Source organism: Bacteroidales bacterium MB20-C3-3 (genome assembly GCA_035609245.1).
In the GTDB taxonomy this organism is placed as follows: domain Bacteria; phylum Bacteroidota; class Bacteroidia; order Bacteroidales; family UBA932; genus Bact-08.
On record CP141202.1, the window covers coordinates 522,092 to 546,335 of the forward strand.

A 24,244-nucleotide genomic window follows, 5' to 3' on the forward strand; every position below is an offset into this window, starting at 1 on the left:
ATTCATTGTTTTGACTGTCGTGAATTTATATTAGCTGCATAAGTGAGTAGAAAATACTAATAAATAGCAAGAATGACAGCACCACAATCGGGACTGATGATGGACTTTCTCCTAGCTTGCGCAAATGCACAAAATTGATAATCACACCGGATAAAACGGCAGCGAGAAGACCTCCGCCGACAGCTGTTCCCTGATAATTACCAGGTACAACAGCAGTAGAGAGCAACACAAGGGCGATAAGCGCGAAGAGTGGAATAAAGATAGCTAACAATCGTGTTGTTTTTTTTGATTTTGGTTTAATGAGCAGGGTTGCTATCAGCGTGACCACTGCCAAAAATGGTATTGATATCATATTATTATTAATAATTACCGTATGGAGTAATGCTTTTTCCCTCCCATTTATCAAACGTTATGCCCATTGTGTTCGTGGGCTCGTGTCTGTTTAGTCTGACATATACATATAGCGATATGGCAAACATGAGTACAACAACCGCAAGACAGGTCCATTTAAACGCATCTCTTTTCATATCATTTAGTCTTTAATAGTTCCTCTTTTCTCAACGGGGAGCCCCTGATGTTGAATTTAATCACATTGACGTCTATGTGCTCCAGCTTCAGGGGCTCATAGGTTATGCGCTCTTCGCTTTTTTTGACACTTCAACAAGTGCCTCTATTGTCTTCTGTTGTGAAATAATCGTATCCGCCTGTCTCTGTATAAAAGTCAAGGCGTCTAGGTAGAGTTTTTGATAATTACTGTTTGTTTGATTTTCTTCTAACAATCTTTCGCCACGATCCATCCGCTCATAGGCTACCTCCTCGCTTTTCAATAGCTGTTCTGGAAGCGAAGTGTTTAATAGCTTCAAAAAATCATCAATCTCAATTAGGATTTTTTGATAACGGGACAGCGTGCGATTAACATTTGCGCGCTCTATTCCCATTTTTTGAGCGATTTCAGTTTTTGAAATCACTTTTTCTCTTAGGATCGCCTCAAAATTAATCATCTCAATATCTGTTTATTGCACAAGTGTATCAGATCTTTTCACAAATATTAATCACTTTTTGATACATGGTATCTATTTTTGATATATATTTGTTCTTAGGTAATCAAATATGATACACTTTGTACATTTATTTTAATTACTGACAAATCTATATTAAAAAATTGATATATGCGCATAAAGAGGTCAAAAACTTTATCCGAAAACCTCCGCTCCCTCCCCTTAGATGAGTGGGTGGTCATAAAAGAACAGGATTACAAAATAAATTCTGTGAAAAATATTGTCACCCGATTACGCAGGGAGGGCGTTAATCTTAAAACGAACCAGAGGGGGTGCATCGGATGTATTAAAGTTCAAAGGACGGAGGCGTAACCATGGACAACAGCGAACTCCTATCTGCAATATTCAAGCTGCAAAAAGAAGCGACAAAAGTAGCCCTGGCAGAGGTGGGGCTTGTTTCTCCTGTTATTAACAAGAGTCAGGCGTGTGAAATATACACCAGGACACAAGTTGAGGAGTGGGCTGCTAAAGGGCTTCTTAAGGCAACAAATAAAAAGAAAGGAAGGAGCTCAACAATATACTATTCAAGAGAAGACTTAGTAAAACTATCCCTTGGGGTTGCTGAGCATATGAACGTTTCGCCAAGCGGGGCGAAGGGTACGCGCAGGAATAAGTTGACAAAGGGCCCTCGGGGAACATGATATCTCTTTGCAACAGAGTGGCGACTTAGCGTAAAGTTATTCAAAGCCATTCCCGCGAATCGCTGACAGCCCGGAAAGACGGGCAATTTTGAAAACACTAAACACACAACTATATGAATACACAATTAGACAGACCTGTTCTCTCAACTTTTGAATACCAAGGCCATTTGGTGTCATTTTCAAAGTTTGATAATGTTATGATCAACGCAACTGAGATGGCAAAGGTGTTTGACAAAGAGCCAAAGTTTTGGTTGTTAAATAAATCTACATCGGAATTTCTCAACGAATTGGCCAAAGTAAGAAATCTAACTTTGGAAAAATTAGTAGTAGTAACAAAAGGTGGTGTTAACTCCGGCACGTGGATGCAAGAGGATGTTGCTATTGAATTTGCGCGATGGCTTTCTCCGGCTTTTGCCATATGGTGCAATGATCGGATTAAAGAGCTCGGGAAGTATGGCCTAACTGCGACACCTGAAAGACTTGAGGAACTAATCAACAATCCTGACCTCCTCATTAAAATTGCAACCGAGTTGAAAAACGAGAGGGCAGAGAGAGAGCGTATTTCAAAAGTCAATGAGTCTCTTAACGCCACTATACAACATCAGGCTCCGAGGGTACTATTCGCCAGAGCGGTTGAAACATCACAAAGATCTATCCTCATTGGCGAGCTTGCCAAAATCTTGAAACAAAACGGAATTGAAATAGGTCAGAACAGGCTCTTCACAGAGCTGCGCAACACCGGTTATCTATGCAGAAAGGGAGACTACTACAATACGCCTACACAACAAGCAATGGAGTTAGGCTTATTTGAGATCAAGAAGACCTCTATTACAAAGCCGGATGGAACGACCCTGGTTACTACTACCACAAAAGTAACCGGTAAAGGGCAAATATACTTTGTCAATAAGTTCCTCAAAAGAAAACAACATCAAACTGCATAATCATGACAGAACTTACATTAAATCAACAAGAAACGCTTATCTCAATAAGAGGGGATGTTATAAGCTCAATCGAGGATCAACTTAACTGCGAAATAAGGCTACTGATGCTCACATTCTATCCTATATCAAGACAATACGGATGCTCTGTACTGCTTAAGGACAGAGTTTACTTCGGCAAAGGGGAGAGTGTTGATGCAATGATTAATGACCTAATCAGGTCTAAGACAACAGAGGTATATATCCTCCCCTCAACGACAATTTTTGAGCGGCAAAGGGTATAAACACAAGGGCCGCGAGTACACGACAAGCAGCCCTTTAACACAACTATGAACACAGAACTAACTGCGAACACAGAACACAGCACAAATATAGCAATTATGAAACAAATCAAACTACGATCACTTGAACTATTGAATTTCAAAGGAGGGACAATGAGTATTAACTTCAGTGAGACCACTACTATTGAGGGTGATAACGGAACTGGTAAGACAAGGGTATTTGACGCATTTACCTGGCTACTATTCGGCAAAAACTCAGCCGGAGACTCTGTTTTTGACATTAAGACACTTGATGAAAACAACGAACCAATACACAGGCTCACACACGAAGTGAAGGGGCTGCTTGATGTGGATGGAAAAGAGGTTGTCCTATGCAGATCCTACGCAGAGAACTGGAAGAAGCCTCGCGGAAAAGAAGAATTGGTTATGGATGGTCACTCAACGACCTATTTTATCAACACAATTACCGTCTCTCAGGCGGAATATGAAAAGTTTGTCAGCGATATGTGCCTTGAATCTCAATTCAAGCTGTTGACTAATCCACTAGCCTTTAATTCTCTTTCTTGGGAAAAACAAAGAAGCGTGCTCTTTGATATGGCCGGGGGTGTTGATCCTAGAATGGTGCTAATAGGGAAGAATAGCTACCTGGACCTATTGGAGAGAATGGGAGATATGGAAGATAAGAGGTATCGTGAAATGCTAAGAAATAAAATCAGCAAGTGTAAAGAGACCCTAGAGAAGATAAATCCGGCCATAGAGGAGCTCAATCGTATGATGCCATCAGAGCTGAATTGGGCATCACTTGAACAATTGGTTCAGGACAAAAAAAAGGATGTAGAGACAATTACCGCATCCCTCTCCTCTTATACAGAGAAAATGAATGTCAGGAACCAGTCCATAATGGATAGGTCTAACAAGGTGTTAGAATTGAGGCAACAAATGGCAGAGATGGTGGCGATAGCTAAGAACAGAACGATGCAATCTTTCTACGAAGAGATGGATAAATGGACCAGATCGAAAGGGGAGCGCGATAAAGAGGCTATAAGAGCACAAGAATTAAAGCAGCAACAATCAAGCTTAGTTGCTATGATTGATGAAAAGCAAAAAGCAATAGAAGCAAAGACCCAGGAATGGTATAAGGTTAATGATGTCAAAGTGATTATTGACAAATCCAAGTTCGCTTGCCAGTATTGCGGGACTGAATTCACTCCGGATAAAATAATTTCAATTCAAGAAAAGGCTCTTGAGACATTTCAGCAAGAAAAAGCAATCAAACTAGAAAAGATCACAAAAGAAGGGAAAGCCCTAACTGCAGAAAGGGATGCCCTGAAAGAAAAGCTTGCAGCAATCGTATTAGAGCTAGGAGGGGTCAAACTCACTTCAGAGCTTCCTCCAAAGCCGGTGCAACCAGAGTTTGAATACACTCCTGACGATGTATACGCAAACCTTAAACAGAGAATTGAAGAATTATCAGCAGAAAACGACGAACAGATAGACACTGAAGAACAGTCAATGCTCAAAAAAAGGCTAGAAGAGACAATCGCTCAAATACAGGATCTAAACAAGACCCTACAGGATAAGGGACTGATAACTAAATATAAGTCTCGCATCAGGGAGTTAGAAGAGCAAGAAAAATCAATCAATCAGGAGTTATCAGGACATGAGGGAGAAGAGCAATTACTTCTTGAATACTCAAAACTAATGATGGAAGCTGTTGAGAGCGCTGTATCATCTAAGTTTGAATTTGTCAAATTCAAGCTGTTCAATAAGCAAATCAACGGAGGAGAAACACCTACTTGCCAAGCGATGGTAAATGGCGTCCCGTTTCAGTCGCTAAACAATGCAATGCGTATCAATGCAGGATTAGACATTATCAGAGCATTACAAAATCACATAGGCATAGCAGCCCCCATCTTTATTGACAATAGGGAGTCTGTAGTTAAGATTACCCCTATGAATTGTCAGATCATCAACCTAGTAGTCAACAAGGAATTTAAAACACTTAATATATCTTAATCATGGCAGAAAACACACCAATAAAAAAAACACGCGCTGACATAATCAAAGAGGCTATGAGCGCACAATCTGTTCAAGAACAGTTTAAAAACGCTCTTGATAAAAACGCAGGACCGTTCACTGCTTCTCTCATTGATCTTTATGTGGGAGATAATAAATTACAGGCTTGCGACCCTAAGGCTGTTATCATGGAGGCCCTGAAGGCTGCTGTGCTAAAACTCCCTATAAATAAGGCTCTGGGATTTGCATATATAATTCCATTCAATATAAGCGTCAAAAATCCCGACAACACCTATACATCAGTCCCTACTCCAACCTTCATTGTGGGCTATAAAGGTTTAATACAACTAGCAATGAGAACCGGTCAGTACAAGCACATCAACGCAGATGTTGTGTACGAGGGAGAACTTGGAGTGAAAAATAAACTCACCGGGGAAATTGACCTATCCGGAGAAGCCATATCAGACAAGATCATTGGTTACTTCTGCTATTTTGAATTGCTGAATGGTTTCTCAAAGACCCTGTATATGCCGGTTGAAAAGATGGCCGCATATGCTAAGAAGTACGCCCCTACAATTAAGTATAGCACAGATATCACTGTTGAAAAGCTCATAGCCCTTGGCACTTCGGGAGTTAGCGGCGGTTCGGTTGGATGGACCGGAGATTTTACCTCTATGGCTTTAAAAACTGTCACTAGGAACCTGCTTTCAAAATATGGCTACCTCTCTATTGAGATGCAACAGGCTATTGTCGAGGATAGGGACTATGATTATGAAGACGAACCTCGTACTAACAGACTGAACGAAGCAGGGAGTAAGGTAATTAACACTAAAAGCATTGAGTATACAGAGGAGGGACAACCCACTCAGTCCGAACCAGAAAAACCCAATTTTGGCTAATCAAAAAATACAAATACACATGAAGCGGAACGATCTTATAAATTTATTAATGACCCTGCCTGAGAATGTAGAAATAATTCTTGCGGATGCGAGTCGCGAAGACAATGCTCCAATCGAAATAACAAGCGTTGAGGAGATTGAGTGCGAAAAAGAACCAGGATCCATAGGTGTAATCTTCTTTAACAACTAGAAAATGAAATTAAATATACTCGGTAGCTCGTCAGCCGGAAATTGCTACATACTTCAATCCGATTCAGAGGCTCTTATTATAGAGGTTGGCTTAAGAATGACCGATATAAAAAAGGTCATTGGCTTTAACCTAAATAAGGTTGCCGGGTGTATTGTTTCTCATCTTCATAACGATCATGCGAGAAGTGTTGAGGGCATGTTGAAGGCTGGAGTTGATGTATATGCGCATAGCTCTGTATTTGAAGCCAAGGGTATTGAGCATCGTAGAGCAAAAATAATTATCCCTGAGAAGGGATTTGCGGTTGGACAATTTAAGGTTTACCCATTCCCTGTTGCTCACGATGTTCCTACTCTTGGTTTTTTGATTAATCATAGTGAAACCGGTAATATCCTTTTTTTAACCGACACGTTTACCTGTGACTATCAATTTACAGACCTGTCTCATATACTCATTGAGGCAAACTACTCAACAGATATACTTGATAAAAATATTGGTTCTGGGAGGACTAATAATGGCATGAAAAGAAGATTGCGCTACTCGCACATGGAGTTGCAGACAACAAAGAAGCTACTCTCTGCTCACGACCTATCTAATGTTAAAACCATAACTCTCATCCATCTCTCTAGTGACAATTCGGACGAGAAGAGATTCGTTGAAGAAGTAAGGGCATTAACAGGGATTGTGACAAGAGCCGCATCATCAGGTTTAGAAATTGAATTACTCTCAAAACCTTTCTGATATGATAACATCGTATGACGACCTACTGCAAGAGGCTCAGGCCCTGCAAGATTTTCTAGAGAGCGAAATCCCGGAGGATATCAACATTGTAGTTGAGAGAGGAAATCAGCTTTCATCATACCTGGCAAGAAGTGGGAAAATGACTGCAGACGCAAAATATTGGATGAACATCCATCAGAAGCAGTCAGCAGAGAGAGTAATTGACTTATTAAGGGAAGACCTGAAATTGTCCGCAACAGCTCAAAACAGCCTTGTAGAAGCCTATTCAGCAGACCAACGATACCTATACAACTGGACTGAGAGACTGAATAGGGCGTGCACCCATCAATTAGACTGGTGCAGAACACTTGTATCCAAGGCGAAGGCTGAATTACAAGCCGGAATATAGGCGATATATAAAACACTAACAATTAAATTAATTAAAACAAATTATTAAAATGAAAAACGCAGAAACAACAAGAGAAAGCAATAGCACTAGGTTGATGGGAGGCCTTAGTGAAATGCTTGAGTGCGCATCGGTTATGGAGGATAAGCTCAGAGACGCTGTCGCAAGATTTGACAACGGATGTCTATCTCTTGCTCCCGGCGATCCAGAGGAGGCAAACTCTAATGCAACTGGGCTTTTCCCAGAGGCTCAGCGCATTATTTACAGGACACGAAAAAGGCAGGACGAAGTACACCGGCTCATTAACATACTTCTAGAAATGTTGTAAGCTATGATTGAAAAAGATCTTGCAAGGGGAGCGAAAAACCCTATTGAAGTCAAGCAGATGCTTGAGGCAAACTGCTCCGGAGTTGAGAGATACGGCTACCATCAGGACCTGACTCAGGAAGAACTTGACGATTGTCGCACACAGCTCTCAGATGTGGCAATTGAACTCTCTCGTCTTGAGGATGAGAAAAAGAGGATTACAGACGAGATTAAGGCGAAAATTAAGCCAATATCCGGAGAGTACGGAAGACTACTATCCCTCATTAAAGAAAAGTCAATTTTCAAAGAGGAGGAGTGCTTTAAGTTCTTATACGAAGACCAGAAGATAATTGCCTATTACAACCAAGAAGGCAAGCTCGTGGGTCAAAGAAGAGCTAGAGCGGACGAATTACAAGGAAATATTTTCCGATTCAAGAAAGAAGGTACTAATGACTAATTAATACTAACAATGAACAACAATAACGAAAACAAATTTAACATCACACTAGCACCCGGCACAGAGAAGGCCGAGTTGATTATCAGGCAACTTGACGAGCCAAACGAGGTTCCGGTAAAAGCTCCTTTAGCACTATCTATAAGCGGAGTAATAGGTTCTGTAAAAACATTTCTTGAAACAAGAAAAATCCATGTTCCCAAGTCTCACATTCTTGTTGATCGGGAGAATATGACAATAACTCTCATTGTCAATGAGGACAACCACTACGAGAAATGTCAGATAGTTGGCAAGGTTGAGGTTCACCCATCTTTTCAAGCCTTTGGTATCAACACAGGCAAATCCTGGACTCCTGCTAAGCTAGGACTGTTCTGCAAGATGAACAGGGCTTTCTTCGCCAGTAAGGAAGATAACATGAGACTTGTAAAAGAACTCATGAACTTCAATGGCAAAGTCAACAGTAGTATTGAGACTTCTTTGAGAGAGAATGGTAGCAAGACAGACAACTTTGAACAGGTTGTAGAATCCAACATACCAGCGGCCTTTACTCTTAAAGTTCCCATTATCAAGGGCGGATCCGTTGAGACTCTTGAAATAGAGACTTTCGCAGATATTGATGGTCGGGATGTGTCATTCACACTTCTATCTCCAGGTGCTAATCAGGCAATAGAGGAAATCAGAAATGAGGTAATTGACCAGGAACTTGCGGGAATAAGAGCCCTCAACCTCGGGATTACAATCATTGAAGTATAAACAACAACAAAAAACCCTCTCTGAAAGAAGGGAGGGTTTAATACTAAACCACGATGGCACTAAGAGACCAACCATATTTACCACTATATGTTCAGGATTATCTGACCGATGAGAAGCTTAATATGTGCAGTACAGCCACTCAGGGCATATACATTAAAATCATGTGCCTTATGCATAAGTCGGAGCAATATGGTAAAATTTTGCTACGGCAAAAGTTCCAGCAACACGACAACTTTTGCTTGGATTTAGCTTCGCAACTTGTTAAGAATTTGCCGTTTTCTCAAGAGGAGATCTATGCAGCTCTATGTGAACTAACAACAGAGGGTGTTTGCTATATTGAAGATGGCTCCCTTTGTCAAAAACGCATGATTAGAGACAATTATATAAGTGAACAAAGAGCAAAGGCCGGGTCTAAAGGTGGTGTTAAAACTCGGTTTGCTAGAGCAAAAGAACAAGCAAACAATGTAGCAAATAATGCAGCAAACACTGAATATGAAAATGAATATGAAAATGAATATGAAAATGAATATGAAAATAATTTATCTAAAGGGGGTAAGGGGGGGAAGCGCTCTGCCAGGTTCAAGCCACCTACTCAGCAAGAGGTAGAGAGCTATATTTCTCTCAAGGGACAGTTTAAGGCTGAGGAGTTGACAATGCTCGCAACCCGGTTTATAAATTTCTACGAAAGCAAAAACTGGTTTGTAGGTAAAAACAAAATGACTAATTGGAAAGCAGCCGCCACTAACTCGTTGGCATGGGATAGGTCATTTGCTAGACCCACATCTCAGTCTCAGCAGCGCGGGACATCAATCGTACAGGTACAAGAAATATTCAACGAACTAAACGGAAAACAATGAGAGCAACGGACATCATAGAAGTACTTAAAACTGACAAACTGAAAGACCTAAGCACTGCCAGTATGATGGAGGTGGTAACATCGGCTATGCTAAGGATTTTCACCCTTTCCGGAGCCGCTAAGGGGTATGACAAACAGCAACTCAAAGAAGAGATTGGAATATTTTCAAGCACTTTGCTTTCAGATCTTCGCAATGAATTCAGCGAACTCCACTCAGGAGAGATAGGATATGCTTTCATGTGTGGACTAAAGGGCGATTTTCAAGAAAAGACCTTTGGGTTGAATTATAAGACTTTTTACACATGGTTGAGTTGCTATTACTTTTCTCCGGAAAGAGCAGAAGCAATTAATAACGCTAAGCGACTTTCTGCTTCAAGGCAGATAGCGCCAACTTCCTCGCTAACAGAATACGAGAAAGAGGAGATAATCAAGAATAACATACAGGCATCCTATCAACTATTCCTTGCTGGACCATATCAAGCCAGTGCGGGAACGATGGGCAGTGTGATAGCAGAGCATTACAACATCCAAGACCTAGGCGGAGCAATGAAGAGATACTTGGTAAGAGTTGGCAAGATGAATATCAGTGAAACAGTTGGAGGGTTCTTTATTCGGATGAAAAAACAATCAGTTAAAAACATATTTGAAAATGAGCGAGATTGACAAAGAGGCTGTAAGACTAGGGATTATCTCTCTAATATGCCTCGCCGGGCTTGTAGCCATATACTGTATAGGAAAAAGAAACAAAACAAACTATAAATAAAAACTTAACAACACACAATCATGCATTACGCAACGATAATTGGAAGACTAGGCTCAGATGCCGTTTTAAAAGAGATTAATGGAAGGCAATTCGTTTCTATGTCTGTGGCTAGAGACGAGGTAATTGGAAAGTCTGCAAGCGGAGAGCCGGTAAAAGAAGCTGTTTGGTACAATGTAACCCTATATGGCAATGGAGGAAACAGGTTGTCGCGACTTCTTAAGGGGACAATGGTAACAGTTATTGGAAGAGAAAGGGTGAATGTGTACCAAGATAGAAATGGTGCATGGAGAGCAGGGTTTAATATTAGTGCTTTTGATGTTTACCTATGCGGAGGACAGAAGCAAGAGCAGGTAGTTCCAACACAACAGGCCTCGGATGAAATAAGAACCGTAGAGATATTCCCTGGTAATAATTCATCAGACGGAATTGATGATCTGCCAATGTAGGAAATGGCGAAGAAACCAATTAGGGCCGAAAGCAAAAGAGAGTACTTCTGTCGGGACTGCAAATTATATTTTGGAGAATACTCCCACCCTGTTGTCAACGGGAAATACGACACAACACGATTCATCCTCTGCCGATGCCCTTACACTACGGATGCCAAGTTATTAGACCATGAAAATTGTAAAAGAATTGAACTATGAAAACAGGAATTGAACTTATTGCCGAGGAAAGGCAAAGACAAATTGAAGTTGAGGGATGGACAGTGGAGCGCGATAAAGAGGAGCACGCAATAGGAGAGTTGGCACTTGCGGCGTCTTGCTACGCCATGACCCCAGATCTTAGGCCAGCAGAACTACCTCCGTCTCACTGGCCATGGGTTAATTACTGGAAGCCTAGTCCTAATGACCGCATACGGGAACTGCAGAAAGCAGGAGCGTTGATTGCGGCAGAGATTGACAGATTGCAGGCGTTAAAAGAGGAGGGCGAGGAAACAAGAACAAAGGAGTCGCTACCAATAAAGCCTCTTAAAAAACGGGTGTTTGAGATTTTAGACGAGATGAATCTCGATGATGTGAAGAACAGCACGGGGCTCGTTAGAGTGAGCAATGCTTTTATCTCTGCTGATAAAATAAAGCAGGGAGGAAAGGTCTCTGTGGGTGTTGATGAGCAGGCTATGATTGACTTATTGTCTGGCAAGGTAACTCCCGTTTTAATATTAGTCAATAAGGATGAATTTTTCAAGAGAAAGGAATTATGAAAGCAACTGAATTAAGAATAGGGAACATAGTGTTCTACAACAGCGAAAATGACAATAACGAGCCAGTAAGATATTACTGCACGATTAACGGAGCGGACTTAAGGATTATGCAGGACGATGAAAACTACTTAAAGTCTCACGAGCCTATTCCGCTTACACTCGAATTGCTTGAATATTGCGGATTTTCAGATAAAGCTTATAAAAACGGATATGTTGGTATTGATATCAAGGCAGGAGGAATGATAACAGACTTTGTTTTAACAAAACCTCAGGTTCTTGGAGAGTTTCAGAAGCAATTTTGTTGGGAATACAGAGCCGGAAATATTCCCTTTTTTCTAAAATTAGAATACCTCCACCAACTCCAAAACCTCTATTTCGCTTTGACGGGTGAAGAATTAGAGATTAATCTTGAAGAGAAATAACTATGAAAGGAATATGTTTTATAGAACCCTTATTTCACAAGGTAGTGAAAGGGGAAAAGACTCAAACGAGAAGAATTATTGTGTCGAGAACAGGATATTTTCAGGTAGAAAGAGACTGCGTAAGTAGAGACATAATAGACATTTGGCAAACAGATGATAATGAATGGTGCGGGGAAAATCTCATTCCTGTTAATCCAAAATACAAGGTAGGCGAAAAGGTTTATTTGAAAGAGCCGTATGCTGAAACTTGTGATGAGTATGGAAGCCCTCTAATTGCATATAGATTTGATAATGCAGCTTTCTATTTGATTAGAAAGGATGAGAACGGAGACTATTATCAATTAAATACAATCAAAAAGCCTGTTAGCACAAACTGGACTCTTGATAATTTCCCTGCGTGTGGTGAATGGAAAAACAAACTCTTCATGCCTCAATGGGCAGCTCGTTACTTCATTGAGATTACAGCAGTCAGAGCAGAGAGGTTGCAAGACATTTCAGCGGGGGATTGTATGAAAGAGGGCATTCATACTATGACTGGAGGTCTTTTGTTTGTGAATGAGATTAATAACATAGTCTACCCTACTCCTCAAAGAGCCTATGCAGCCCTCATCAACAACATAAGCGGAAAGGGCACTTGGGAGAGAAACCCTTTCGTATGGGTGTATGACTTTAAATTAATTCAGGAGTAATAATGAACCAAGAAAACATCAAATTACTATACATTGACCTCTTCTCAGGAGCAGGCGGAACATCTACGGGGGTTGAGTTTACACAGGTGAACGGCCAAAAGTGTGCGAGAGTTGTCGCTTGTGTCAATCACGACATAAACGCAATTCTGTCACATTCCGAAAATCACCCGGAAACACTACATTTTACCGAGGATATTCGCACCCTTGAACTCTCCCCTATGGTTACTCACCTGAACGCAATGAGGGTGAAATATCCTGAAGCTCTTGTGGTATTATGGGCCAGTTTGGAATGTACGAACTTCAGCAAGGCTAAAGGCGGACAATCAAGGGATGCAGACTCCAGGACACTTGCTGAACACCTGTTCAGATATATTGATGCCATTGACCCCGATTTTGTACACATTGAGAATGTAGAGGAGTTTATGAGCTGGGGCGATGTGGACGAGAACGGGAAACCCATCTCTATGGATCGTGGGAGGAGCTATCTCCGTTGGGTAAAAAACATCTGCAAATACGGATATAGCTACGATTGGAAGATTTGCAACTCTGCTGACTATGGAGCCTACACAGCAAGAAAAAGATATTTCGGACAATTTGCAAAGAAAGGACTTCCTATCTCGTGGCCGGAACCCACTCATGCAAAGGTTGTAACAGGAGGAGGTCTTTTTGGTCGTTTAGAGAGATGGAAAGCAGTGAAGGAGGTCCTTGACCTCAAAGACGAGGGAGAGTCAATATTCACCCGGAAAAAACCTCTTTCCGAGAAGACTCTGGAGAGAATCTATGCCGGGCTGATAAAGTTTGTTGCGGGCGGAAAGGATAAGTGGATATTGAAGTATAACTCAATAAATGGAAAGACAGGTAAGCATATTCCCCCGAGCATTGAGGAACCATCTCCGGTTATTTCATGTCAAGGGAGACTAGGGATTGTTTCAGCAAATTTCCTTTCTGCATATTACGGAAATGGAGACAATGTTTCTGATATTGAAAGTCCGTCTCCTGTTGTTACCACAAAAGACAGACTGGCTTTGATATCCTCCCAATTTCTCTATTCGTACAACTTCAAAGATGCAGGGAAAGATATCAATGCACCTTGTCCCACTTTGCTCACAAAGGACCGCCTCGCACTTGCTACGCCTCAGTTTCTTGATATGCAGTACGGAAATGGCAGCCCTGCTCCGATTGACACTCCGGCCGGTACTGTTACCACAAGTCCAAAGCATAACCTTGTCACCCTGAAACCTTGGATAATGAACACCAACTTCAATAATGTTGGAGCATCTGTTGACGAACCATCACAAGTGATTACAGCGAACAGAAAGTGGCACTATCTGATGAATACTACCCTTGCAGATGGCAATGAGCTTTACATTAAAGTTTTTGAAACCGATACTCCGGCAATGGTAAGAATCAAAGAGTTTATGGCTCTGTACGGAATCATTGATATTAAGATGCGTATGTTGAAAATTCCTGAACTGAAACAGATTATGGGCTTTCCGAAGACCTACAAACTTATCGGAACGCAGGCGGAACAGAAAAAGTACATCGGCAACGCTGTTGAGGTGAATATGTCAAGAGCTTTATGTGCCGCCCTAGCAGAGGATATTTACAAATATGAACTTGAAAAAGTGGCTATATGACTATGATTGAAGTAGACATCATACAAGGCTTTAAGCAGAAACATCTGTTCATTTCAGACAAGGGAGTAAGCTCTGTTGTGTACCTAATGGACTGCATGGATGGTATGAAGCAGATGCCTGAAAATTATTTCTCTCTTGCAATAGTGGATCCTCCGTATGGAATTAATGCGCCAAGTATGCAAATGGGACACAACCCTAACCGCAAAGGGAAAGGTCAATATCCCGGAGAAAGCACAGCGGTTAAGATTAAAAGGGGAAGACTTAATTCAGGAGGAGGACACATGAAGAATTCAACTCTTGTAAATTCTGATTGCAGTTGGGATAGCGAGCCACCGACACCAGAATACTTCTCTTCGCTCATGTCGATATCGGAGAATCAAATTATTTGGGGAGGAAACTATTTTTCACTACCTCCGACAAGGTGCATGATATGTTGGGATAAACTTCAACCACGGGATAATTTCTCTCAGTTTGAACTTGCCTGGACCTCATTTGATAAACCAACTGCAATGTTTCGCTATTCAAACACAGGAGGATTGAACAATGAGAAAAAGATTCACCCAACACAAAAACCCATTAAATTATATGAATGGCTGATTTCCAAATACTTAATGGGGGGGGTATTTTAGACACTCATCTTGGAAGCGGTTCAAGCAGAATTGCAGCTCACAAGGCAGGAGTTCCTTTTATGGGATTTGAAAAAGATGAGAAATACTTTAAAGACTCAGTGAAGAGATTTGAAACATATACATCACAACTAAGATTATTTTAACACAAACACAACTATGAACACAAAAGAAGTACAAACGATTGATTTAGCTCCTCTATATAAGGCACTAAGGGAGTGTGGATTTGAGGACAAACTTTCCGAATGTAGGGAGCCGGTATTTGCATACTTTGAAATGAGAATGTATCACGGAACAGTCAAGGTATCATTAACAATACGCCGTGATAGTAGGGTTATTCTAGAGGTGGAGATTGGAAAGAAGATTTCAGGGGTATCAATAATCCAAGAAAGTGTTATTGCCTCAGTCACCCGCAGGGACCTAGTGAGGATGATCTACAAGACTACAAACCGTCTGATTGACGACACACGCAATGCTATCAACGGAGAGCTAGAGCACAGGTTGAGTAATCAGTCGCTACCAAAGACTGATTCAGTAAACTGGAAGGGCAGATAGATAATTATAAACGAGGTGAGAGGCATGGGAACGAGAGCTACATTGAAAGCATTACAGAAGTACAGGAATAAAATACCCAAGGAAGTATATCGCAATCTTAGAATGGCGGTTTTAGAGGCTGATTATGCATACGAGGGACCGTTTTATAATCACAACCCAATAACATGTGTCGCATCATTTAAGGCAATTGATAAGATAGTTACTAGATACTTTGGGTTTGAAGATGGAGTAATTATCAAGAGGGGAAGAAAGGGGCCAATAGTAGATGCTAAAACAATACTTATTTACGAAACATGGCAAAGGGGAATTTTCCAGTCACTTTATGGAATTGCAGAAATGTTCGAGGGGTTTAGTCATGTCGCGATAATTTATCACCTATCCAGATACAAAGCATTTATTGAAAACGATAAGAGGTTTAGAGCAGATGCAATTAAAATAACACAACTAATAAACAAGCATTATGAAAAAGTCGCAAAAAAAGAACAGTTGGTTCAGGACAACAATTTTGAAGATTAGGATGAATAGAATCCTGAAAGATGTAGAAAATGAGTTTAAAATTAAAAGGGGGGAGATCTCACAGAGGTTCCGCAACAACAAGACAATTGAATACGCAAGGTATGAATTTGTCCTAGACTGCTATCTCAGAGAAATCCCTGCCGACCTTGTCGCAAAGAGACTGAATATATGTAAAAAGTACCACGGAGAGATTCTTCGTCAAGCTCTTTGCTCATCAGATTGGCACAGAGAACTATTTATACAAACCCGATGAAAAAGTACAAGTACATAATAGGCATAGACCCGGATGCAAAGGCCTCCGGGGTTGCTAACCTTGATGTTGAGGGCAGGAAGCTCATTCGATGTGAAGTAATGAAATTCCCGGAGCTGATAAACTATGTAACAAGAGAATACACATTTCGAAGCGTGTTAGAAACGCCGTTAATAGTAGTTATTGAGGCTTCTTGGCTAAAAGAGAGCGCATCCGGAAACTCCTACAATTGGCACATTAAAGAAAAGGACTCAAAAAGAGTAGCTGCTGCAAAAGGAGCTGGAGTAGCAAGAAATCAGGAAACAGGCAGAAAGATAGTTGAGATGCTCAAATATCACGGTGTTGAAGTGGTGGAGATATACCCTTTACGCAAGTGTTGGAGCGGGCCTGATGGCAAGATTACGCAAGGCGAGATTGAGCAGTTCATACCTGAATTCCCTAAAAAAAGCAATCAGGAGACAAGGGATTCTGCTCTATTAGCGTGGAATTATGCTGAGTTACCAATAAGGATTAAAGTACAACCAAAACTGAAATAATCATGAAGAACTACAACGGAAAAGCAATTTATCAGCCAAAAGGCAAAGCTGCTGAGTATGCGAAATGGGCCTGCAATTTTTATGTTGGCTGCTCAAACGGCTGTACTTACTGCTATTTGAAAAAAGGCAGGGGGGCGAAGATCCTGGGGGGTGATAAGCCGACATTAAAGAAGTGTTTCAAAGACGAAAAACATGCAATAGAAGTATTTAATAAAGAACTCCAAGCGAACCTTCCGGAGCTGCAAAAACATGGCCTGTTTTTCAGTTTCACAACCGATCCGATGTTGCCGGAGACAATAGGACTTACCGAATACGCTATTGATATGGCAACAGACTTTCGTGTTCCCGTTAAAATACTAACCAAGCGAGCAGACTGGATAGATTGCCTATTACCAAGATTGCCGGTAAATATGCATAATATGTACGCTTTTGGTTTCACCCTTACCGGCCATGATGAGCTTGAGCTATGTGCGTCAACCAACCAGGAGCGTATTGAAGCAATGAAAAAGCTACATGATGCTGGATTTAAAACCTTTGCTTCCATTGAGCCGATAATTGATTTCAAGAGCAGTTTTAAAATGGTTCAACAAACAAAAGGGTTTTGCGACTTGTACAAGGTGGGGTTAGAAAGTGGGAAAAAGTACGATATAATTGATGCGCAGACATTCGTTGAGCGATTAAGTGAGATAGCGGAAGAGCCTAAAATATATCTCAAGGAGTCCCTGCAAAAGCTGACTCGGTATGCACCCGGAATGCTTGGAGAAAATTTCGTTTCAAAAGACTACAACATTTTTAATCAATAATAATAACCAATGAAAACCAAATACCGAGTAAAGCGAACAGCTATAAATGTATATCAGCCTCAGAAAAAATGGATGTTCTGGTGGGTAAACCTAGACAAAGCATATACAAGCCTGGGAGAGGCAACTAAAGCAATTAATATCCATCATGCCAAAATAATGGCTAAACACAATAAAAACACTTATAACAATGAACGCAAAAGTATTAATAACAGATTATAGAGACGGAAGGAAACCTATGCCTATCAGGGTTTATATGGAGAAAGACTTCTCTCAGGCAGAGAGAGACTTGCAATTAATGAAAACCTTTGGGGACGAATCAAGAAACTGGTTTCTTGAGGACGCTGAAGTTTATGGGACAGAATAACACTATAAAACAATGGAAGAGAAACTAACTATTTTGATTGAAAAACTGGCTGCCCAACTAGGCGAAACAACAGAGGCAACTTGGGGAATCCTAGTTGCACAGGCGAAGATAGCTGCAATAACAAATTTTGTTGCAGGAGGAATATTCATTTTACTAGCAATCGTTAGCATATGGCTTGGATATCGTATTCAGAGAGCGGAGAAGGTAAATAATGATCCAGAGAAGGTCGGAATTGGAATTGGGATTTTATTTGCATTAATTTTCCTCGCTCTTTCGCTTGCTTTTATTATTCCCGCAATTACAGCAACATTTAATCCCGAATATTGGGCCTTGTCTAAGCTGATTGGCTTGGACTGATTAGGGTCGTTTAAAACATACTTACAAACAAAACTATTATGACAACAGAAGAAATAATTAATGCAGCCATTGAATTAGTTGATTACGGAACTGGTCAACACAATGCAGATAGTCCAATTGAGTGCTTCAAAAAAGGGGCAGAATTTATGGACAACCACTGGCAAGAAAAACAAGGTGGATTCCAGTTGAGGAAAGATTGCCTGATATAAGAGAAAATGAGTACCCTATTTATGCAAAAAACGAGAAAGAAAAAAATGACTATGCCATTCTTGTAATTGATGACCAATTATCTCTTGAGTATCTTAAAAAAGTTTTTACCCATTGGAAAGAAATTGAATTATGAGTAAGCCAATCCAAATCCATAAGTTTGAACAACCCATTTACCCTTATACAATATGGGTTGCGATTAATAAAACACCGCAATTCATATCTGAGACATTCACTGAGGAAGATAAGAGTGAAATCGTGTTTATAGAAGAGGACAATCACAAAGCCCATGCGTTTACCATGACTGTAATGAGTAAGGATAAGAAAGAATACGGCACTTTGCTATATTTCAGAAGCAAAATTAGTATGACAAGCAAGGTTATCGCACATGAATCTGTTCATGCAGCGAAGAACCTCTTTAAACACATTGGAGCCGATATAGCCCCACATGAACCATTTGAATATATTGTTGGATGGATCGCCGAATGTTGCGATGTAGTAAGAAAATGGAAAAATAAAACAAAAGTATCTAGTGATTAACTAAAGAGCAAGGGCGGCCAAAATTATTGTTAAGTTTTGTGTATATGTTTAACCAGGTCGCCTTTGTTTTTGATATAAGAACAACAGTAACTATGAAAGAAAATTTAAAAAAGTTAATTGAAAAAATTCAAAGCCACATATACTTATATGATTGGCTTAAACCTATTGTATGCAGGTTTTTTGGCCATGATGTTATGGCTAGATACATGGTTTACCAGCAAGAGAAAATAATCAAGAATCACGACAAAACTCACATCAAGCTGATAAAGCACAGGTACGATCCGTATTTTGTATACTCATGTAAGAGATGTGGTAAGAAACTTGGATCTAAGAAACTTGCAAGACAACTAACCAGAGAGCAGGCTGAGAAATTCAGTAGAGAAAAATTACAACAAATAAAAGCGTACAAAGAGTATAAAAAGGAGGGGAAGTGAATACAGTAATAATTCCCGAATTCCTTTATCATATAACACCGCACAAAAACCTTGATAAGATTTTAGTAGAGGGGCTATTACCCGACACGAAAAATAGAGGAATATGTGTTTTAAATAGCAGAGAGCAGAAGCGGCGTTTGGCAAAGAAATATGGTATGCAACCCATATTTCTAACAACTAACCCCAAACTAGTAATAGGCACACAAGCTGGGTTGAAATGGGTAAAAACATACAATCCAGTGCTCCTTAAAATTGATACTGCAAACCTAATACTTGAAGATGAATTTGATTATCTTAAAGAGAAGTGGGACAAGCAATATATATCATACGAGGCAGCAATCAAGGCGCACCCGCTCGGAGTTCACTATATTTGCAGACATCCTATTCCCAAAGAGTCTATTAAGCAAGTGACGCCTATTTCGCTTTAACCACACCATTCCTGACAAAACGATTGTAGAGCTCCGGAAACGAAATCAAACCCGACAAGTGATTGTTAAGCCAAAAGCGATACAATTCTTGCCGGGTTATTTCTTTAATCTTTCCATCGGGGCCAATAACCATATTACAATGGTTTTTTAAACTTTAAATAAAACCTGATGACAAAATACACTGCCTGAGCAATAAAAATACCTAGTAACCACCAACACCATTCAGGCACAACCTCCCTTATAATCGTATCTCCCTTAACCGGGTATGGCCTATCAACACTATCAATCTGCTTAATGATTTTGTCTTTATAAGGGACCTTAAACGGAACATCCTGCTTCTTCTCTTCTAGGGAGTGATTTAAATACCCCGCAGAATCAACAGAAGCGGTTGTTTTTGCCCACTTATTCTCTAGGACAGATGTTGTGTCCTTTACTCTGTTGTATTGAATATTGCCCTCAATGGGCACGTAAATAGTTGTATCTCTCAGAACCTCCTTTTCAATATACTCAGTCCTGACTCTCTCGATCAGCTTTGGGCTACACCCTATTAGGAGTAAGCTAACTATAAACAAAATTATTTTTTTCATTACATGCACCATCTACAGGCATCCTTCTTATCTTTTTTGATTATTCTCATAGCTTTTCGCTTTGAGATATAGTGGCAGTTGCGCATAGTTTCAAATTGGCAACTTTGATGAATATTTTTGGTGTCATGCACCTCTCCTGTTTTCTTGTTATAAATATATCTATAACCAAGCGCTTCAAGCAAAATGTTATGTTTCATAATTATTTAATTTCAATTTTAGCAGTAGGATCCAAATATTTAAATTCAAGGCAAACGCCATTTTTCCAATAGCCGCCTGTTCCATAGCTGAAATGCAAGTGTGGCCCTGTGGATCTTCCGGTATTGCCGCTTTTAGCAATCAAGTGTCCTTTCTTAATAACTACTCCGGTTCTAACCAGTATCTCCCCAAGGTGGCAAAAGCCAAACCTGTCATTAGTAGCTATCTCTCTTAGGATTATAGTTTTACCTCCTGTTTCGTGGTCGTAAGTTTGTGCTACAACACAATCACCGGGAGAAAAAACAGGTGTTCCAATGGGACACGCAATATCAACTCCATTGTGAAAAGAGCTTTTTACTTTTGTGACCGGATGAACTCTATATCCAAACTTGCTCGTTATCCTCCCCTCGCAGACTTTCATAATCGTAAATATTAAGTAGGGGCCTATGGTTTAAACAGGCCCCATCGTCAATTATAAATTACTCCCATGTAGCAGTTACAAGGGCGGCTCTTTCCCATGTATTATCAGCAACACAATGGTATATAAACCCACCTCCAATGACAATTTGGCCAGCCTTTCCTGATGCTGTAGCAGATGCCGGCACAGGGGTAGCTATGTCTGGTTTCTTTGCTAGCTCAGCCTTTAGAAGTATTAAGTCAGGGTATTCATTCCCAGTAGGTTCTGCTGGCATCTCAGATACCTTGTTATTCAACAATTCTCTGTCTCCCAAGGTTTCCTCTTCAAAATTCTCTGCAAAGTCTCTTGCCGGCTTCTGTAGGAAAGCAAGGAATTCAGCCTGTGTGCCATCTGGGTTATCTTCAAGCCACATCTCAAACGGACTTAGAGGAACCTGTTTAAGGTCCAAGTTGAACGATATTGCTCCCACTCCCATATTTAGCACCATTTGGCCAGGATCATCAAGCTCTTCAACCGGAAGGGCAAACTTAGGATCTATACAAACTAAGTCAGAGTTTCTTCCAATCTTAGTAGTGCTATCCTTTCTCATGTAGATAACGATTGGGCAGGATGTGGTTATTAACTTCTCAGACTTCGCCTCTGGTAAAAAGAGCCTGAAAGTGTACTCGTCTATGGCCTCAATGACGGGAACCTGTCCCTGTATTGTTGCCTTGATGTCGTATCCTGTTATCTCCTGTCTTACTGCAGGGGCTTCAACTGTTGGGGTTGCAAAAACAATATTTAAGCTCTCCCCTCTAAAAAAATACTTGCTCATCTTATTTTAGTTTAAAAATTAATGTGTACTATCATTTTTAAGGCTTAAAAGTTCCTAGCTTTGGTTTTCTGACTCTGCACCCGGTGTTTATACATAGATTTTCCTCCGCATACTCAGCACGACCAAGTGTTTCGTTTAGCCTTTTCTCCATTTCTTTTACCTGATTTTTTAGCTCAGTAAGAGCGTCATCGTATTCCTCCATCTTTGCCCGGAGCTCGTCGTTAATAATTGAGATGGCCCTATTTCTTTGCTCGGACGCAACTAACTGCTCGCCTTGCAAGTCGAGGAGATTCCGGATATTGTCAAGGTTCAGACCGTCAGCTCTGGCTCCCTCCTGTTCTGCTTCCGCGCTTACCTTGTTTGCCTCCGCCCTTAACTTCTTCTTCATTGATCGAAGTGAGAAGAATTGGAAAATTGTTGTCCCTGCGAATAGCGACGAAGCTATAATTGAGATGATTGTTATTGTTGTCTCCATAACAGTGTTCAAATTAAGTACCCTACCATTAGGGATAGGCACAGATTTATAATTAGAGCATTACAATCAACTGTATTAAGAGTCCTCCTAAAATTGTTGCAACCAGGCCTGGCCAATTGTGTTTGCCGTTTCTTTTGGTAAATGCAATAACAATTAACCCCATCATCAAAGCCGGGAACAATGCAAATTCAATTTCCAACAAGACTCCAAACAGGAGAGAAATGTAGGTTGAGATAATAAAGCACCACAGTGTTCTTGACTCGTGAAGCTCTTTGACAAATGCCTCTAAAAAATTTAAAATAAAATTTTTCATGTTATTTATTAATTAGTGTTTGTAATATGTGATAGTGCGCTTAGATGCTCTGAGCTTAGGCGATTTTGCGCTACTATCTCTTTCTTCCCGCCTGTATCGATAATATCTTTTTTTGGCCTTAACAATAAATACAGTTCATCTGATGTGAGCAACTCAATACTGATAGGCTCCTCTTCCATGAGTATGTCCTTTTCGGCCTCACTATACCTGTTATTCCATATTTGAGATACTATTTTTATTCTGGATTGTAGATTGAGAACCATTTTGTCGTCTACTCGTTCTTGACACAACTGAGCCTGTAATTCGGCCTTTAACTCTTCCAGATTGCTAGGCTTAAGAGTTGCTGAAATCTTTGATAGTTGTCTGCTAATTCTATCTGCAGCGTCCTCAATTGCTATCTTATTTTTCATCATTTTTAGAACCAAATCAATAGGAGCGCTATCATAATTAAATAAGTTTAGCGCATCGTTTAATCTTAGTATATTCTTTTTGTTCATATATTATTAGTTTACTGTACATTCCCCTTGGATACTAATTGTTTGCCCCGCTTGATTATCAACAATCACCTGTATGATATACTCTATTAAAGCAGTGTCTGCTATGTCTTCATTCCTAAATATTGGAGTACCACCCGAATCAGTATTTGTTCCGTCACCTAGAGGGACATCAATTTGTTGATTTGCCAACACGGACCCTGAGCCGATATTCTGCATGGAAGTAATAAGGCCTCCCGAAGAGTTCTTCACATTGACATAAACAGTGTATGTATAGCTTCTTGGTTGGTTTTTTTCATCCTTAAGAGTGAGGCCTATATAAACATTTTTGCTTCCTGCTGTATAATGCCCACTCCCCCATGCTCTGAATAATAATACTTCTTGATTTGAGGCTTTTTTAACTTCCACTGTCCGATATGAATTTGGAACCAAATAAAATCTGTCGTTTGGCTTAAAAATAACCGCACATAATTCGATTGTCTCCAGGGAGTATGTCACTGGAACGATTATCTCGATGTCGGCCACTTGGCTTATCGGATAAATAACATTGAGATCATCAATTTCTCTACCTACATAATTTATTTGGGAGTCGTTTAACTTCCTCCATAATATACCCCATGAGCAATTTTCGTTAAACAGATCAAGGTCCTCAACATATATTTCACAATTAGCGCTTACCCTATTTTGGTCAATTGTATAATATATATAAGCATTTGGATTGTTCTCTGTCCCATTTGTCCCGGTACAGTTAATCGAAAACGGAGGCTCTGCATCATGATTGTAGTAGCTAAAATCATGGAGCCTACAAACATCAATTCCCGACCGAGGCTGTAAGTATGGCCAGTCCTTGTCACCAAATAGATCTGAAAGAACCGTGCTTGCTAATGACTCATTGAGTCTTAAATCAAATCCAAAGTCAACATTTTTATAATCACCTTCTGTCATCTCCCCTATCTTCTCATGTCTCACTGGTTTGATCCTAGACCATTTATTGACCTTGAAATGCGAACACAACACCTCAGCACTATCTGTTGAGAAGACTCCAAGTGCCTGCTTCACATTTGCAATTGATGGGATTTTTGGTAGTTTCATGGCAATTTTTACC

Annotated in this window: 42 protein-coding genes; 32 read left to right on the forward strand and 10 right to left on the reverse strand. The window is 40.3% G+C overall.

Annotated elements, in window-relative coordinates:
- Positions 1 to 25 precede the first annotated feature (25 nt).
- From U5907_02265 to U5907_02275, 3 genes are all read right to left on the reverse strand, one after another.
- On the reverse strand, positions 26 to 352 hold the full coding sequence (locus tag U5907_02265) for a hypothetical protein (GenBank protein ID WRQ33480.1): 327 nt from the start codon (positions 350 to 352) through the stop codon (positions 26 to 28).
- Between the two features lie 7 nt (positions 353 to 359).
- The gene (locus tag U5907_02270; protein WRQ33481.1) at positions 360 to 527 is read right to left on the reverse strand and encodes a hypothetical protein; all 168 of its coding nucleotides are present in this window, start codon (positions 525 to 527) and stop codon (positions 360 to 362) included.
- Between the two features lie 102 nt (positions 528 to 629).
- Positions 630 to 1,001, reverse strand: a complete 372-nt coding sequence (locus U5907_02275) for a hypothetical protein (protein WRQ33482.1) — start codon at positions 999 to 1,001, stop codon at positions 630 to 632.
- A 371-nt stretch (positions 1,002 to 1,372) separates the two neighbouring features.
- Between U5907_02275 and U5907_02280 the strand changes: the two genes are divergently transcribed.
- From U5907_02280 to U5907_02435, 32 genes are all read left to right on the forward strand, one after another.
- Positions 1,373 to 1,699 carry a hypothetical protein gene (locus U5907_02280; GenBank protein ID WRQ33483.1) on the forward strand — a complete coding sequence of 109 codons (327 nt, stop codon included), beginning with the start codon at positions 1,373 to 1,375 and terminating at the stop codon, positions 1,697 to 1,699.
- A gap of 113 nt (positions 1,700 to 1,812) precedes the next feature.
- A complete protein-coding gene (locus U5907_02285) occupies positions 1,813 to 2,640 on the forward strand; it encodes a phage antirepressor KilAC domain-containing protein (protein WRQ33484.1) in 828 nt (275 codons plus the stop codon).
- A gap of 2 nt (positions 2,641 to 2,642) precedes the next feature.
- On the forward strand, positions 2,643 to 2,921 hold the full coding sequence (locus U5907_02290) for a hypothetical protein (GenBank protein ID WRQ33485.1): 279 nt from the start codon (positions 2,643 to 2,645) through the stop codon (positions 2,919 to 2,921).
- 96 nt (positions 2,922 to 3,017) lie between these two features.
- Positions 3,018 to 4,934: an AAA family ATPase gene (locus U5907_02295; protein WRQ33486.1), complete on the forward strand. Its 1,917-nt coding sequence runs from the start codon at positions 3,018 to 3,020 to the stop codon at positions 4,932 to 4,934.
- Between the two features lie 2 nt (positions 4,935 to 4,936).
- Positions 4,937 to 5,833: a recombinase RecT gene (locus tag U5907_02300; GenBank protein WRQ33487.1), complete on the forward strand. Its 897-nt coding sequence runs from the start codon at positions 4,937 to 4,939 to the stop codon at positions 5,831 to 5,833.
- A gap of 19 nt (positions 5,834 to 5,852) precedes the next feature.
- Positions 5,853 to 6,023, forward strand: coding sequence for a hypothetical protein (locus U5907_02305; protein ID WRQ33488.1), 171 nt, complete (start codon positions 5,853 to 5,855; stop codon positions 6,021 to 6,023).
- A 3-nt stretch (positions 6,024 to 6,026) separates the two neighbouring features.
- Complete coding sequence (locus U5907_02310) at positions 6,027 to 6,761, forward strand: MBL fold metallo-hydrolase (protein WRQ33489.1); 735 nt, start codon at positions 6,027 to 6,029, stop codon at positions 6,759 to 6,761.
- A 1-nt stretch (position 6,762) separates the two neighbouring features.
- A complete protein-coding gene (locus tag U5907_02315; GenBank protein WRQ33490.1) occupies positions 6,763 to 7,149 on the forward strand; it encodes a hypothetical protein in 387 nt (128 codons plus the stop codon).
- A gap of 49 nt (positions 7,150 to 7,198) precedes the next feature.
- Positions 7,199 to 7,474: a hypothetical protein gene (locus U5907_02320; GenBank protein ID WRQ33491.1), complete on the forward strand. Its 276-nt coding sequence runs from the start codon at positions 7,199 to 7,201 to the stop codon at positions 7,472 to 7,474.
- Between the two features lie 3 nt (positions 7,475 to 7,477).
- Complete coding sequence (locus tag U5907_02325) at positions 7,478 to 7,909, forward strand: hypothetical protein (protein ID WRQ33492.1); 432 nt, start codon at positions 7,478 to 7,480, stop codon at positions 7,907 to 7,909.
- A gap of 12 nt (positions 7,910 to 7,921) precedes the next feature.
- Complete coding sequence (locus U5907_02330; protein ID WRQ33493.1) at positions 7,922 to 8,659, forward strand: hypothetical protein; 738 nt, start codon at positions 7,922 to 7,924, stop codon at positions 8,657 to 8,659.
- Between the two features lie 53 nt (positions 8,660 to 8,712).
- A complete protein-coding gene (locus tag U5907_02335; GenBank protein WRQ33494.1) occupies positions 8,713 to 9,516 on the forward strand; it encodes a hypothetical protein in 804 nt (267 codons plus the stop codon).
- Positions 9,513 to 10,178 (forward strand): hypothetical protein, encoded by a 666-nt coding sequence (locus tag U5907_02340; GenBank protein ID WRQ33495.1) that lies wholly within the window; start codon positions 9,513 to 9,515, stop codon positions 10,176 to 10,178. The genes U5907_02335 and U5907_02340 overlap by 4 nt, the downstream gene beginning before the upstream one ends.
- Positions 10,179 to 10,298: 120 nt before the next feature.
- Positions 10,299 to 10,724, forward strand: a complete 426-nt coding sequence (locus tag U5907_02345) for a single-stranded DNA-binding protein (protein ID WRQ33496.1) — start codon at positions 10,299 to 10,301, stop codon at positions 10,722 to 10,724.
- A 194-nt stretch (positions 10,725 to 10,918) separates the two neighbouring features.
- The gene (locus U5907_02350; protein WRQ33497.1) at positions 10,919 to 11,479 is read left to right on the forward strand and encodes a hypothetical protein; all 561 of its coding nucleotides are present in this window, start codon (positions 10,919 to 10,921) and stop codon (positions 11,477 to 11,479) included.
- On the forward strand, positions 11,476 to 11,901 hold the full coding sequence (locus U5907_02355) for a hypothetical protein (protein WRQ33498.1): 426 nt from the start codon (positions 11,476 to 11,478) through the stop codon (positions 11,899 to 11,901). Before U5907_02350 ends, U5907_02355 begins: the two co-directional genes overlap by 4 nt.
- Before the next feature lie 2 nt (positions 11,902 to 11,903).
- Positions 11,904 to 12,590 (forward strand): hypothetical protein, encoded by a 687-nt coding sequence (locus U5907_02360; protein ID WRQ33499.1) that lies wholly within the window; start codon positions 11,904 to 11,906, stop codon positions 12,588 to 12,590.
- A 2-nt stretch (positions 12,591 to 12,592) separates the two neighbouring features.
- Entirely contained in the window at positions 12,593 to 14,227 is a 1,635-nt protein-coding gene (locus tag U5907_02365; protein WRQ33500.1) for a DNA cytosine methyltransferase, read from the forward strand.
- The gene (locus U5907_02370) at positions 14,224 to 14,856 is read left to right on the forward strand and encodes a hypothetical protein (protein ID WRQ33501.1); all 633 of its coding nucleotides are present in this window, start codon (positions 14,224 to 14,226) and stop codon (positions 14,854 to 14,856) included. Before U5907_02365 ends, U5907_02370 begins: the two co-directional genes overlap by 4 nt.
- A complete protein-coding gene (locus U5907_02375; GenBank protein ID WRQ33502.1) occupies positions 14,817 to 14,999 on the forward strand; it encodes a hypothetical protein in 183 nt (60 codons plus the stop codon). The genes U5907_02370 and U5907_02375 overlap by 40 nt, the downstream gene beginning before the upstream one ends.
- 13 nt (positions 15,000 to 15,012) lie before the next feature.
- Positions 15,013 to 15,408 carry a hypothetical protein gene (locus U5907_02380; protein WRQ33503.1) on the forward strand — a complete coding sequence of 132 codons (396 nt, stop codon included), beginning with the start codon at positions 15,013 to 15,015 and terminating at the stop codon, positions 15,406 to 15,408.
- Positions 15,409 to 15,432: 24 nt separating this feature from the next.
- Complete coding sequence (locus U5907_02385; protein ID WRQ33504.1) at positions 15,433 to 15,924, forward strand: hypothetical protein; 492 nt, start codon at positions 15,433 to 15,435, stop codon at positions 15,922 to 15,924.
- A 1-nt stretch (position 15,925) separates the two neighbouring features.
- Complete coding sequence (locus U5907_02390; protein ID WRQ33505.1) at positions 15,926 to 16,177, forward strand: hypothetical protein; 252 nt, start codon at positions 15,926 to 15,928, stop codon at positions 16,175 to 16,177.
- Entirely contained in the window at positions 16,174 to 16,710 is a 537-nt protein-coding gene (locus U5907_02395; GenBank protein WRQ33506.1) for a hypothetical protein, read from the forward strand. The genes U5907_02390 and U5907_02395 overlap by 4 nt, the downstream gene beginning before the upstream one ends.
- 2 nt (positions 16,711 to 16,712) lie before the next feature.
- The gene (locus U5907_02400; protein ID WRQ33507.1) at positions 16,713 to 17,513 is read left to right on the forward strand and encodes a radical SAM protein; all 801 of its coding nucleotides are present in this window, start codon (positions 16,713 to 16,715) and stop codon (positions 17,511 to 17,513) included.
- A 9-nt stretch (positions 17,514 to 17,522) separates the two neighbouring features.
- Complete coding sequence (locus U5907_02405; protein WRQ33508.1) at positions 17,523 to 17,732, forward strand: hypothetical protein; 210 nt, start codon at positions 17,523 to 17,525, stop codon at positions 17,730 to 17,732.
- On the forward strand, positions 17,701 to 17,877 hold the full coding sequence (locus U5907_02410) for a hypothetical protein (GenBank protein ID WRQ33509.1): 177 nt from the start codon (positions 17,701 to 17,703) through the stop codon (positions 17,875 to 17,877). The genes U5907_02405 and U5907_02410 overlap by 32 nt, the downstream gene beginning before the upstream one ends.
- Positions 17,878 to 17,889: 12 nt before the next feature.
- A complete protein-coding gene (locus tag U5907_02415) occupies positions 17,890 to 18,234 on the forward strand; it encodes a hypothetical protein (protein WRQ33510.1) in 345 nt (114 codons plus the stop codon).
- A gap of 38 nt (positions 18,235 to 18,272) precedes the next feature.
- Entirely contained in the window at positions 18,273 to 18,443 is a 171-nt protein-coding gene (locus U5907_02420) for a hypothetical protein (protein WRQ33511.1), read from the forward strand.
- A gap of 130 nt (positions 18,444 to 18,573) precedes the next feature.
- Positions 18,574 to 18,981 (forward strand): hypothetical protein, encoded by a 408-nt coding sequence (locus U5907_02425; protein WRQ33512.1) that lies wholly within the window; start codon positions 18,574 to 18,576, stop codon positions 18,979 to 18,981.
- Between the two features lie 92 nt (positions 18,982 to 19,073).
- Positions 19,074 to 19,415: a hypothetical protein gene (locus U5907_02430; protein WRQ33513.1), complete on the forward strand. Its 342-nt coding sequence runs from the start codon at positions 19,074 to 19,076 to the stop codon at positions 19,413 to 19,415.
- On the forward strand, positions 19,412 to 19,843 hold the full coding sequence (locus U5907_02435; GenBank protein ID WRQ33514.1) for a hypothetical protein: 432 nt from the start codon (positions 19,412 to 19,414) through the stop codon (positions 19,841 to 19,843). Before U5907_02430 ends, U5907_02435 begins: the two co-directional genes overlap by 4 nt.
- A gap of 134 nt (positions 19,844 to 19,977) precedes the next feature.
- Here the strand turns inward: U5907_02435 and U5907_02440 are convergent, their stop codons facing one another.
- The 7 genes from U5907_02440 to U5907_02470 form a co-directional block, all read right to left on the reverse strand.
- Positions 19,978 to 20,430 carry a hypothetical protein gene (locus tag U5907_02440; GenBank protein WRQ33515.1) on the reverse strand — a complete coding sequence of 151 codons (453 nt, stop codon included), beginning with the start codon at positions 20,428 to 20,430 and terminating at the stop codon, positions 19,978 to 19,980.
- Positions 20,431 to 20,629: 199 nt separating this feature from the next.
- On the reverse strand, positions 20,630 to 21,046 hold the full coding sequence (locus tag U5907_02445) for a M23 family metallopeptidase (protein ID WRQ33516.1): 417 nt from the start codon (positions 21,044 to 21,046) through the stop codon (positions 20,630 to 20,632).
- Between the two features lie 58 nt (positions 21,047 to 21,104).
- A complete protein-coding gene (locus tag U5907_02450) occupies positions 21,105 to 21,857 on the reverse strand; it encodes a hypothetical protein (GenBank protein ID WRQ33517.1) in 753 nt (250 codons plus the stop codon).
- Between the two features lie 37 nt (positions 21,858 to 21,894).
- Positions 21,895 to 22,332, reverse strand: coding sequence for a hypothetical protein (locus U5907_02455; GenBank protein WRQ33518.1), 438 nt, complete (start codon positions 22,330 to 22,332; stop codon positions 21,895 to 21,897).
- A 52-nt stretch (positions 22,333 to 22,384) separates the two neighbouring features.
- Positions 22,385 to 22,645: a hypothetical protein gene (locus tag U5907_02460; protein WRQ33519.1), complete on the reverse strand. Its 261-nt coding sequence runs from the start codon at positions 22,643 to 22,645 to the stop codon at positions 22,385 to 22,387.
- A gap of 8 nt (positions 22,646 to 22,653) precedes the next feature.
- Positions 22,654 to 23,142, reverse strand: coding sequence for a hypothetical protein (locus U5907_02465; GenBank protein ID WRQ33520.1), 489 nt, complete (start codon positions 23,140 to 23,142; stop codon positions 22,654 to 22,656).
- A gap of 6 nt (positions 23,143 to 23,148) precedes the next feature.
- Positions 23,149 to 24,231: a hypothetical protein gene (locus U5907_02470; protein ID WRQ33521.1), complete on the reverse strand. Its 1,083-nt coding sequence runs from the start codon at positions 24,229 to 24,231 to the stop codon at positions 23,149 to 23,151.
- Between the last annotated feature and the right edge of the window lie 13 nt (positions 24,232 to 24,244).

What these genes read in the sequence shown, in the direction of transcription:
- U5907_02265 (WRQ33480.1), bottom strand. Translation starts at nt 352, where the DNA reads ATGATATCAATACCATTTTTGGCAGTGGTCACGCTGATAGCAACCCTG.
- U5907_02270 (WRQ33481.1), bottom strand. Translation starts at nt 527, where the DNA reads ATGAAAAGAGATGCGTTTAAATGGACCTGTCTTGCGGTTGTTGTACTC.
- U5907_02275 (WRQ33482.1), bottom strand. Translation starts at nt 1,001, where the DNA reads ATGATTAATTTTGAGGCGATCCTAAGAGAAAAAGTGATTTCAAAAACT.
- U5907_02280 (WRQ33483.1), top strand. Translation starts at nt 1,373, where the DNA reads ATGGACAACAGCGAACTCCTATCTGCAATATTCAAGCTGCAAAAAGAA.
- U5907_02285 (WRQ33484.1), top strand. Translation starts at nt 1,813, where the DNA reads ATGAATACACAATTAGACAGACCTGTTCTCTCAACTTTTGAATACCAA.
- U5907_02290 (WRQ33485.1), top strand. Translation starts at nt 2,643, where the DNA reads ATGACAGAACTTACATTAAATCAACAAGAAACGCTTATCTCAATAAGA.
- U5907_02295 (WRQ33486.1), top strand. Translation starts at nt 3,018, where the DNA reads ATGAAACAAATCAAACTACGATCACTTGAACTATTGAATTTCAAAGGA.
- U5907_02300 (WRQ33487.1), top strand. Translation starts at nt 4,937, where the DNA reads ATGGCAGAAAACACACCAATAAAAAAAACACGCGCTGACATAATCAAA.
- U5907_02305 (WRQ33488.1), top strand. Translation starts at nt 5,853, where the DNA reads ATGAAGCGGAACGATCTTATAAATTTATTAATGACCCTGCCTGAGAAT.
- U5907_02310 (WRQ33489.1), top strand. Translation starts at nt 6,027, where the DNA reads ATGAAATTAAATATACTCGGTAGCTCGTCAGCCGGAAATTGCTACATA.
- U5907_02315 (WRQ33490.1), top strand. Translation starts at nt 6,763, where the DNA reads ATGATAACATCGTATGACGACCTACTGCAAGAGGCTCAGGCCCTGCAA.
- U5907_02320 (WRQ33491.1), top strand. Translation starts at nt 7,199, where the DNA reads ATGAAAAACGCAGAAACAACAAGAGAAAGCAATAGCACTAGGTTGATG.
- U5907_02325 (WRQ33492.1), top strand. Translation starts at nt 7,478, where the DNA reads ATGATTGAAAAAGATCTTGCAAGGGGAGCGAAAAACCCTATTGAAGTC.
- U5907_02330 (WRQ33493.1), top strand. Translation starts at nt 7,922, where the DNA reads ATGAACAACAATAACGAAAACAAATTTAACATCACACTAGCACCCGGC.
- U5907_02335 (WRQ33494.1), top strand. Translation starts at nt 8,713, where the DNA reads ATGGCACTAAGAGACCAACCATATTTACCACTATATGTTCAGGATTAT.
- U5907_02340 (WRQ33495.1), top strand. Translation starts at nt 9,513, where the DNA reads ATGAGAGCAACGGACATCATAGAAGTACTTAAAACTGACAAACTGAAA.
- U5907_02345 (WRQ33496.1), top strand. Translation starts at nt 10,299, where the DNA reads ATGCATTACGCAACGATAATTGGAAGACTAGGCTCAGATGCCGTTTTA.
- U5907_02350 (WRQ33497.1), top strand. Translation starts at nt 10,919, where the DNA reads ATGAAAACAGGAATTGAACTTATTGCCGAGGAAAGGCAAAGACAAATT.
- U5907_02355 (WRQ33498.1), top strand. Translation starts at nt 11,476, where the DNA reads ATGAAAGCAACTGAATTAAGAATAGGGAACATAGTGTTCTACAACAGC.
- U5907_02360 (WRQ33499.1), top strand. Translation starts at nt 11,904, where the DNA reads ATGAAAGGAATATGTTTTATAGAACCCTTATTTCACAAGGTAGTGAAA.
- U5907_02365 (WRQ33500.1), top strand. Translation starts at nt 12,593, where the DNA reads ATGAACCAAGAAAACATCAAATTACTATACATTGACCTCTTCTCAGGA.
- U5907_02370 (WRQ33501.1), top strand. Translation starts at nt 14,224, where the DNA reads ATGACTATGATTGAAGTAGACATCATACAAGGCTTTAAGCAGAAACAT.
- U5907_02375 (WRQ33502.1), top strand. Translation starts at nt 14,817, where the DNA reads ATGGCTGATTTCCAAATACTTAATGGGGGGGGTATTTTAGACACTCAT.
- U5907_02380 (WRQ33503.1), top strand. Translation starts at nt 15,013, where the DNA reads ATGAACACAAAAGAAGTACAAACGATTGATTTAGCTCCTCTATATAAG.
- U5907_02385 (WRQ33504.1), top strand. Translation starts at nt 15,433, where the DNA reads ATGGGAACGAGAGCTACATTGAAAGCATTACAGAAGTACAGGAATAAA.
- U5907_02390 (WRQ33505.1), top strand. Translation starts at nt 15,926, where the DNA reads ATGAATAGAATCCTGAAAGATGTAGAAAATGAGTTTAAAATTAAAAGG.
- U5907_02395 (WRQ33506.1), top strand. Translation starts at nt 16,174, where the DNA reads ATGAAAAAGTACAAGTACATAATAGGCATAGACCCGGATGCAAAGGCC.
- U5907_02400 (WRQ33507.1), top strand. Translation starts at nt 16,713, where the DNA reads ATGAAGAACTACAACGGAAAAGCAATTTATCAGCCAAAAGGCAAAGCT.
- U5907_02405 (WRQ33508.1), top strand. Translation starts at nt 17,523, where the DNA reads ATGAAAACCAAATACCGAGTAAAGCGAACAGCTATAAATGTATATCAG.
- U5907_02410 (WRQ33509.1), top strand. Translation starts at nt 17,701, where the DNA reads ATGAACGCAAAAGTATTAATAACAGATTATAGAGACGGAAGGAAACCT.
- U5907_02415 (WRQ33510.1), top strand. Translation starts at nt 17,890, where the DNA reads ATGGAAGAGAAACTAACTATTTTGATTGAAAAACTGGCTGCCCAACTA.
- U5907_02420 (WRQ33511.1), top strand. Translation starts at nt 18,273, where the DNA reads ATGACAACAGAAGAAATAATTAATGCAGCCATTGAATTAGTTGATTAC.
- U5907_02425 (WRQ33512.1), top strand. Translation starts at nt 18,574, where the DNA reads ATGAGTAAGCCAATCCAAATCCATAAGTTTGAACAACCCATTTACCCT.
- U5907_02430 (WRQ33513.1), top strand. Translation starts at nt 19,074, where the DNA reads ATGAAAGAAAATTTAAAAAAGTTAATTGAAAAAATTCAAAGCCACATA.
- U5907_02440 (WRQ33515.1), bottom strand. Translation starts at nt 20,430, where the DNA reads ATGAAAAAAATAATTTTGTTTATAGTTAGCTTACTCCTAATAGGGTGT.
- U5907_02445 (WRQ33516.1), bottom strand. Translation starts at nt 21,046, where the DNA reads ATGAAAGTCTGCGAGGGGAGGATAACGAGCAAGTTTGGATATAGAGTT.
- U5907_02450 (WRQ33517.1), bottom strand. Translation starts at nt 21,857, where the DNA reads ATGAGCAAGTATTTTTTTAGAGGGGAGAGCTTAAATATTGTTTTTGCA.
- U5907_02455 (WRQ33518.1), bottom strand. Translation starts at nt 22,332, where the DNA reads ATGGAGACAACAATAACAATCATCTCAATTATAGCTTCGTCGCTATTC.
- U5907_02460 (WRQ33519.1), bottom strand. Translation starts at nt 22,645, where the DNA reads ATGAAAAATTTTATTTTAAATTTTTTAGAGGCATTTGTCAAAGAGCTT.
- U5907_02465 (WRQ33520.1), bottom strand. Translation starts at nt 23,142, where the DNA reads ATGAACAAAAAGAATATACTAAGATTAAACGATGCGCTAAACTTATTT.
- U5907_02470 (WRQ33521.1), bottom strand. Translation starts at nt 24,231, where the DNA reads ATGAAACTACCAAAAATCCCATCAATTGCAAATGTGAAGCAGGCACTT.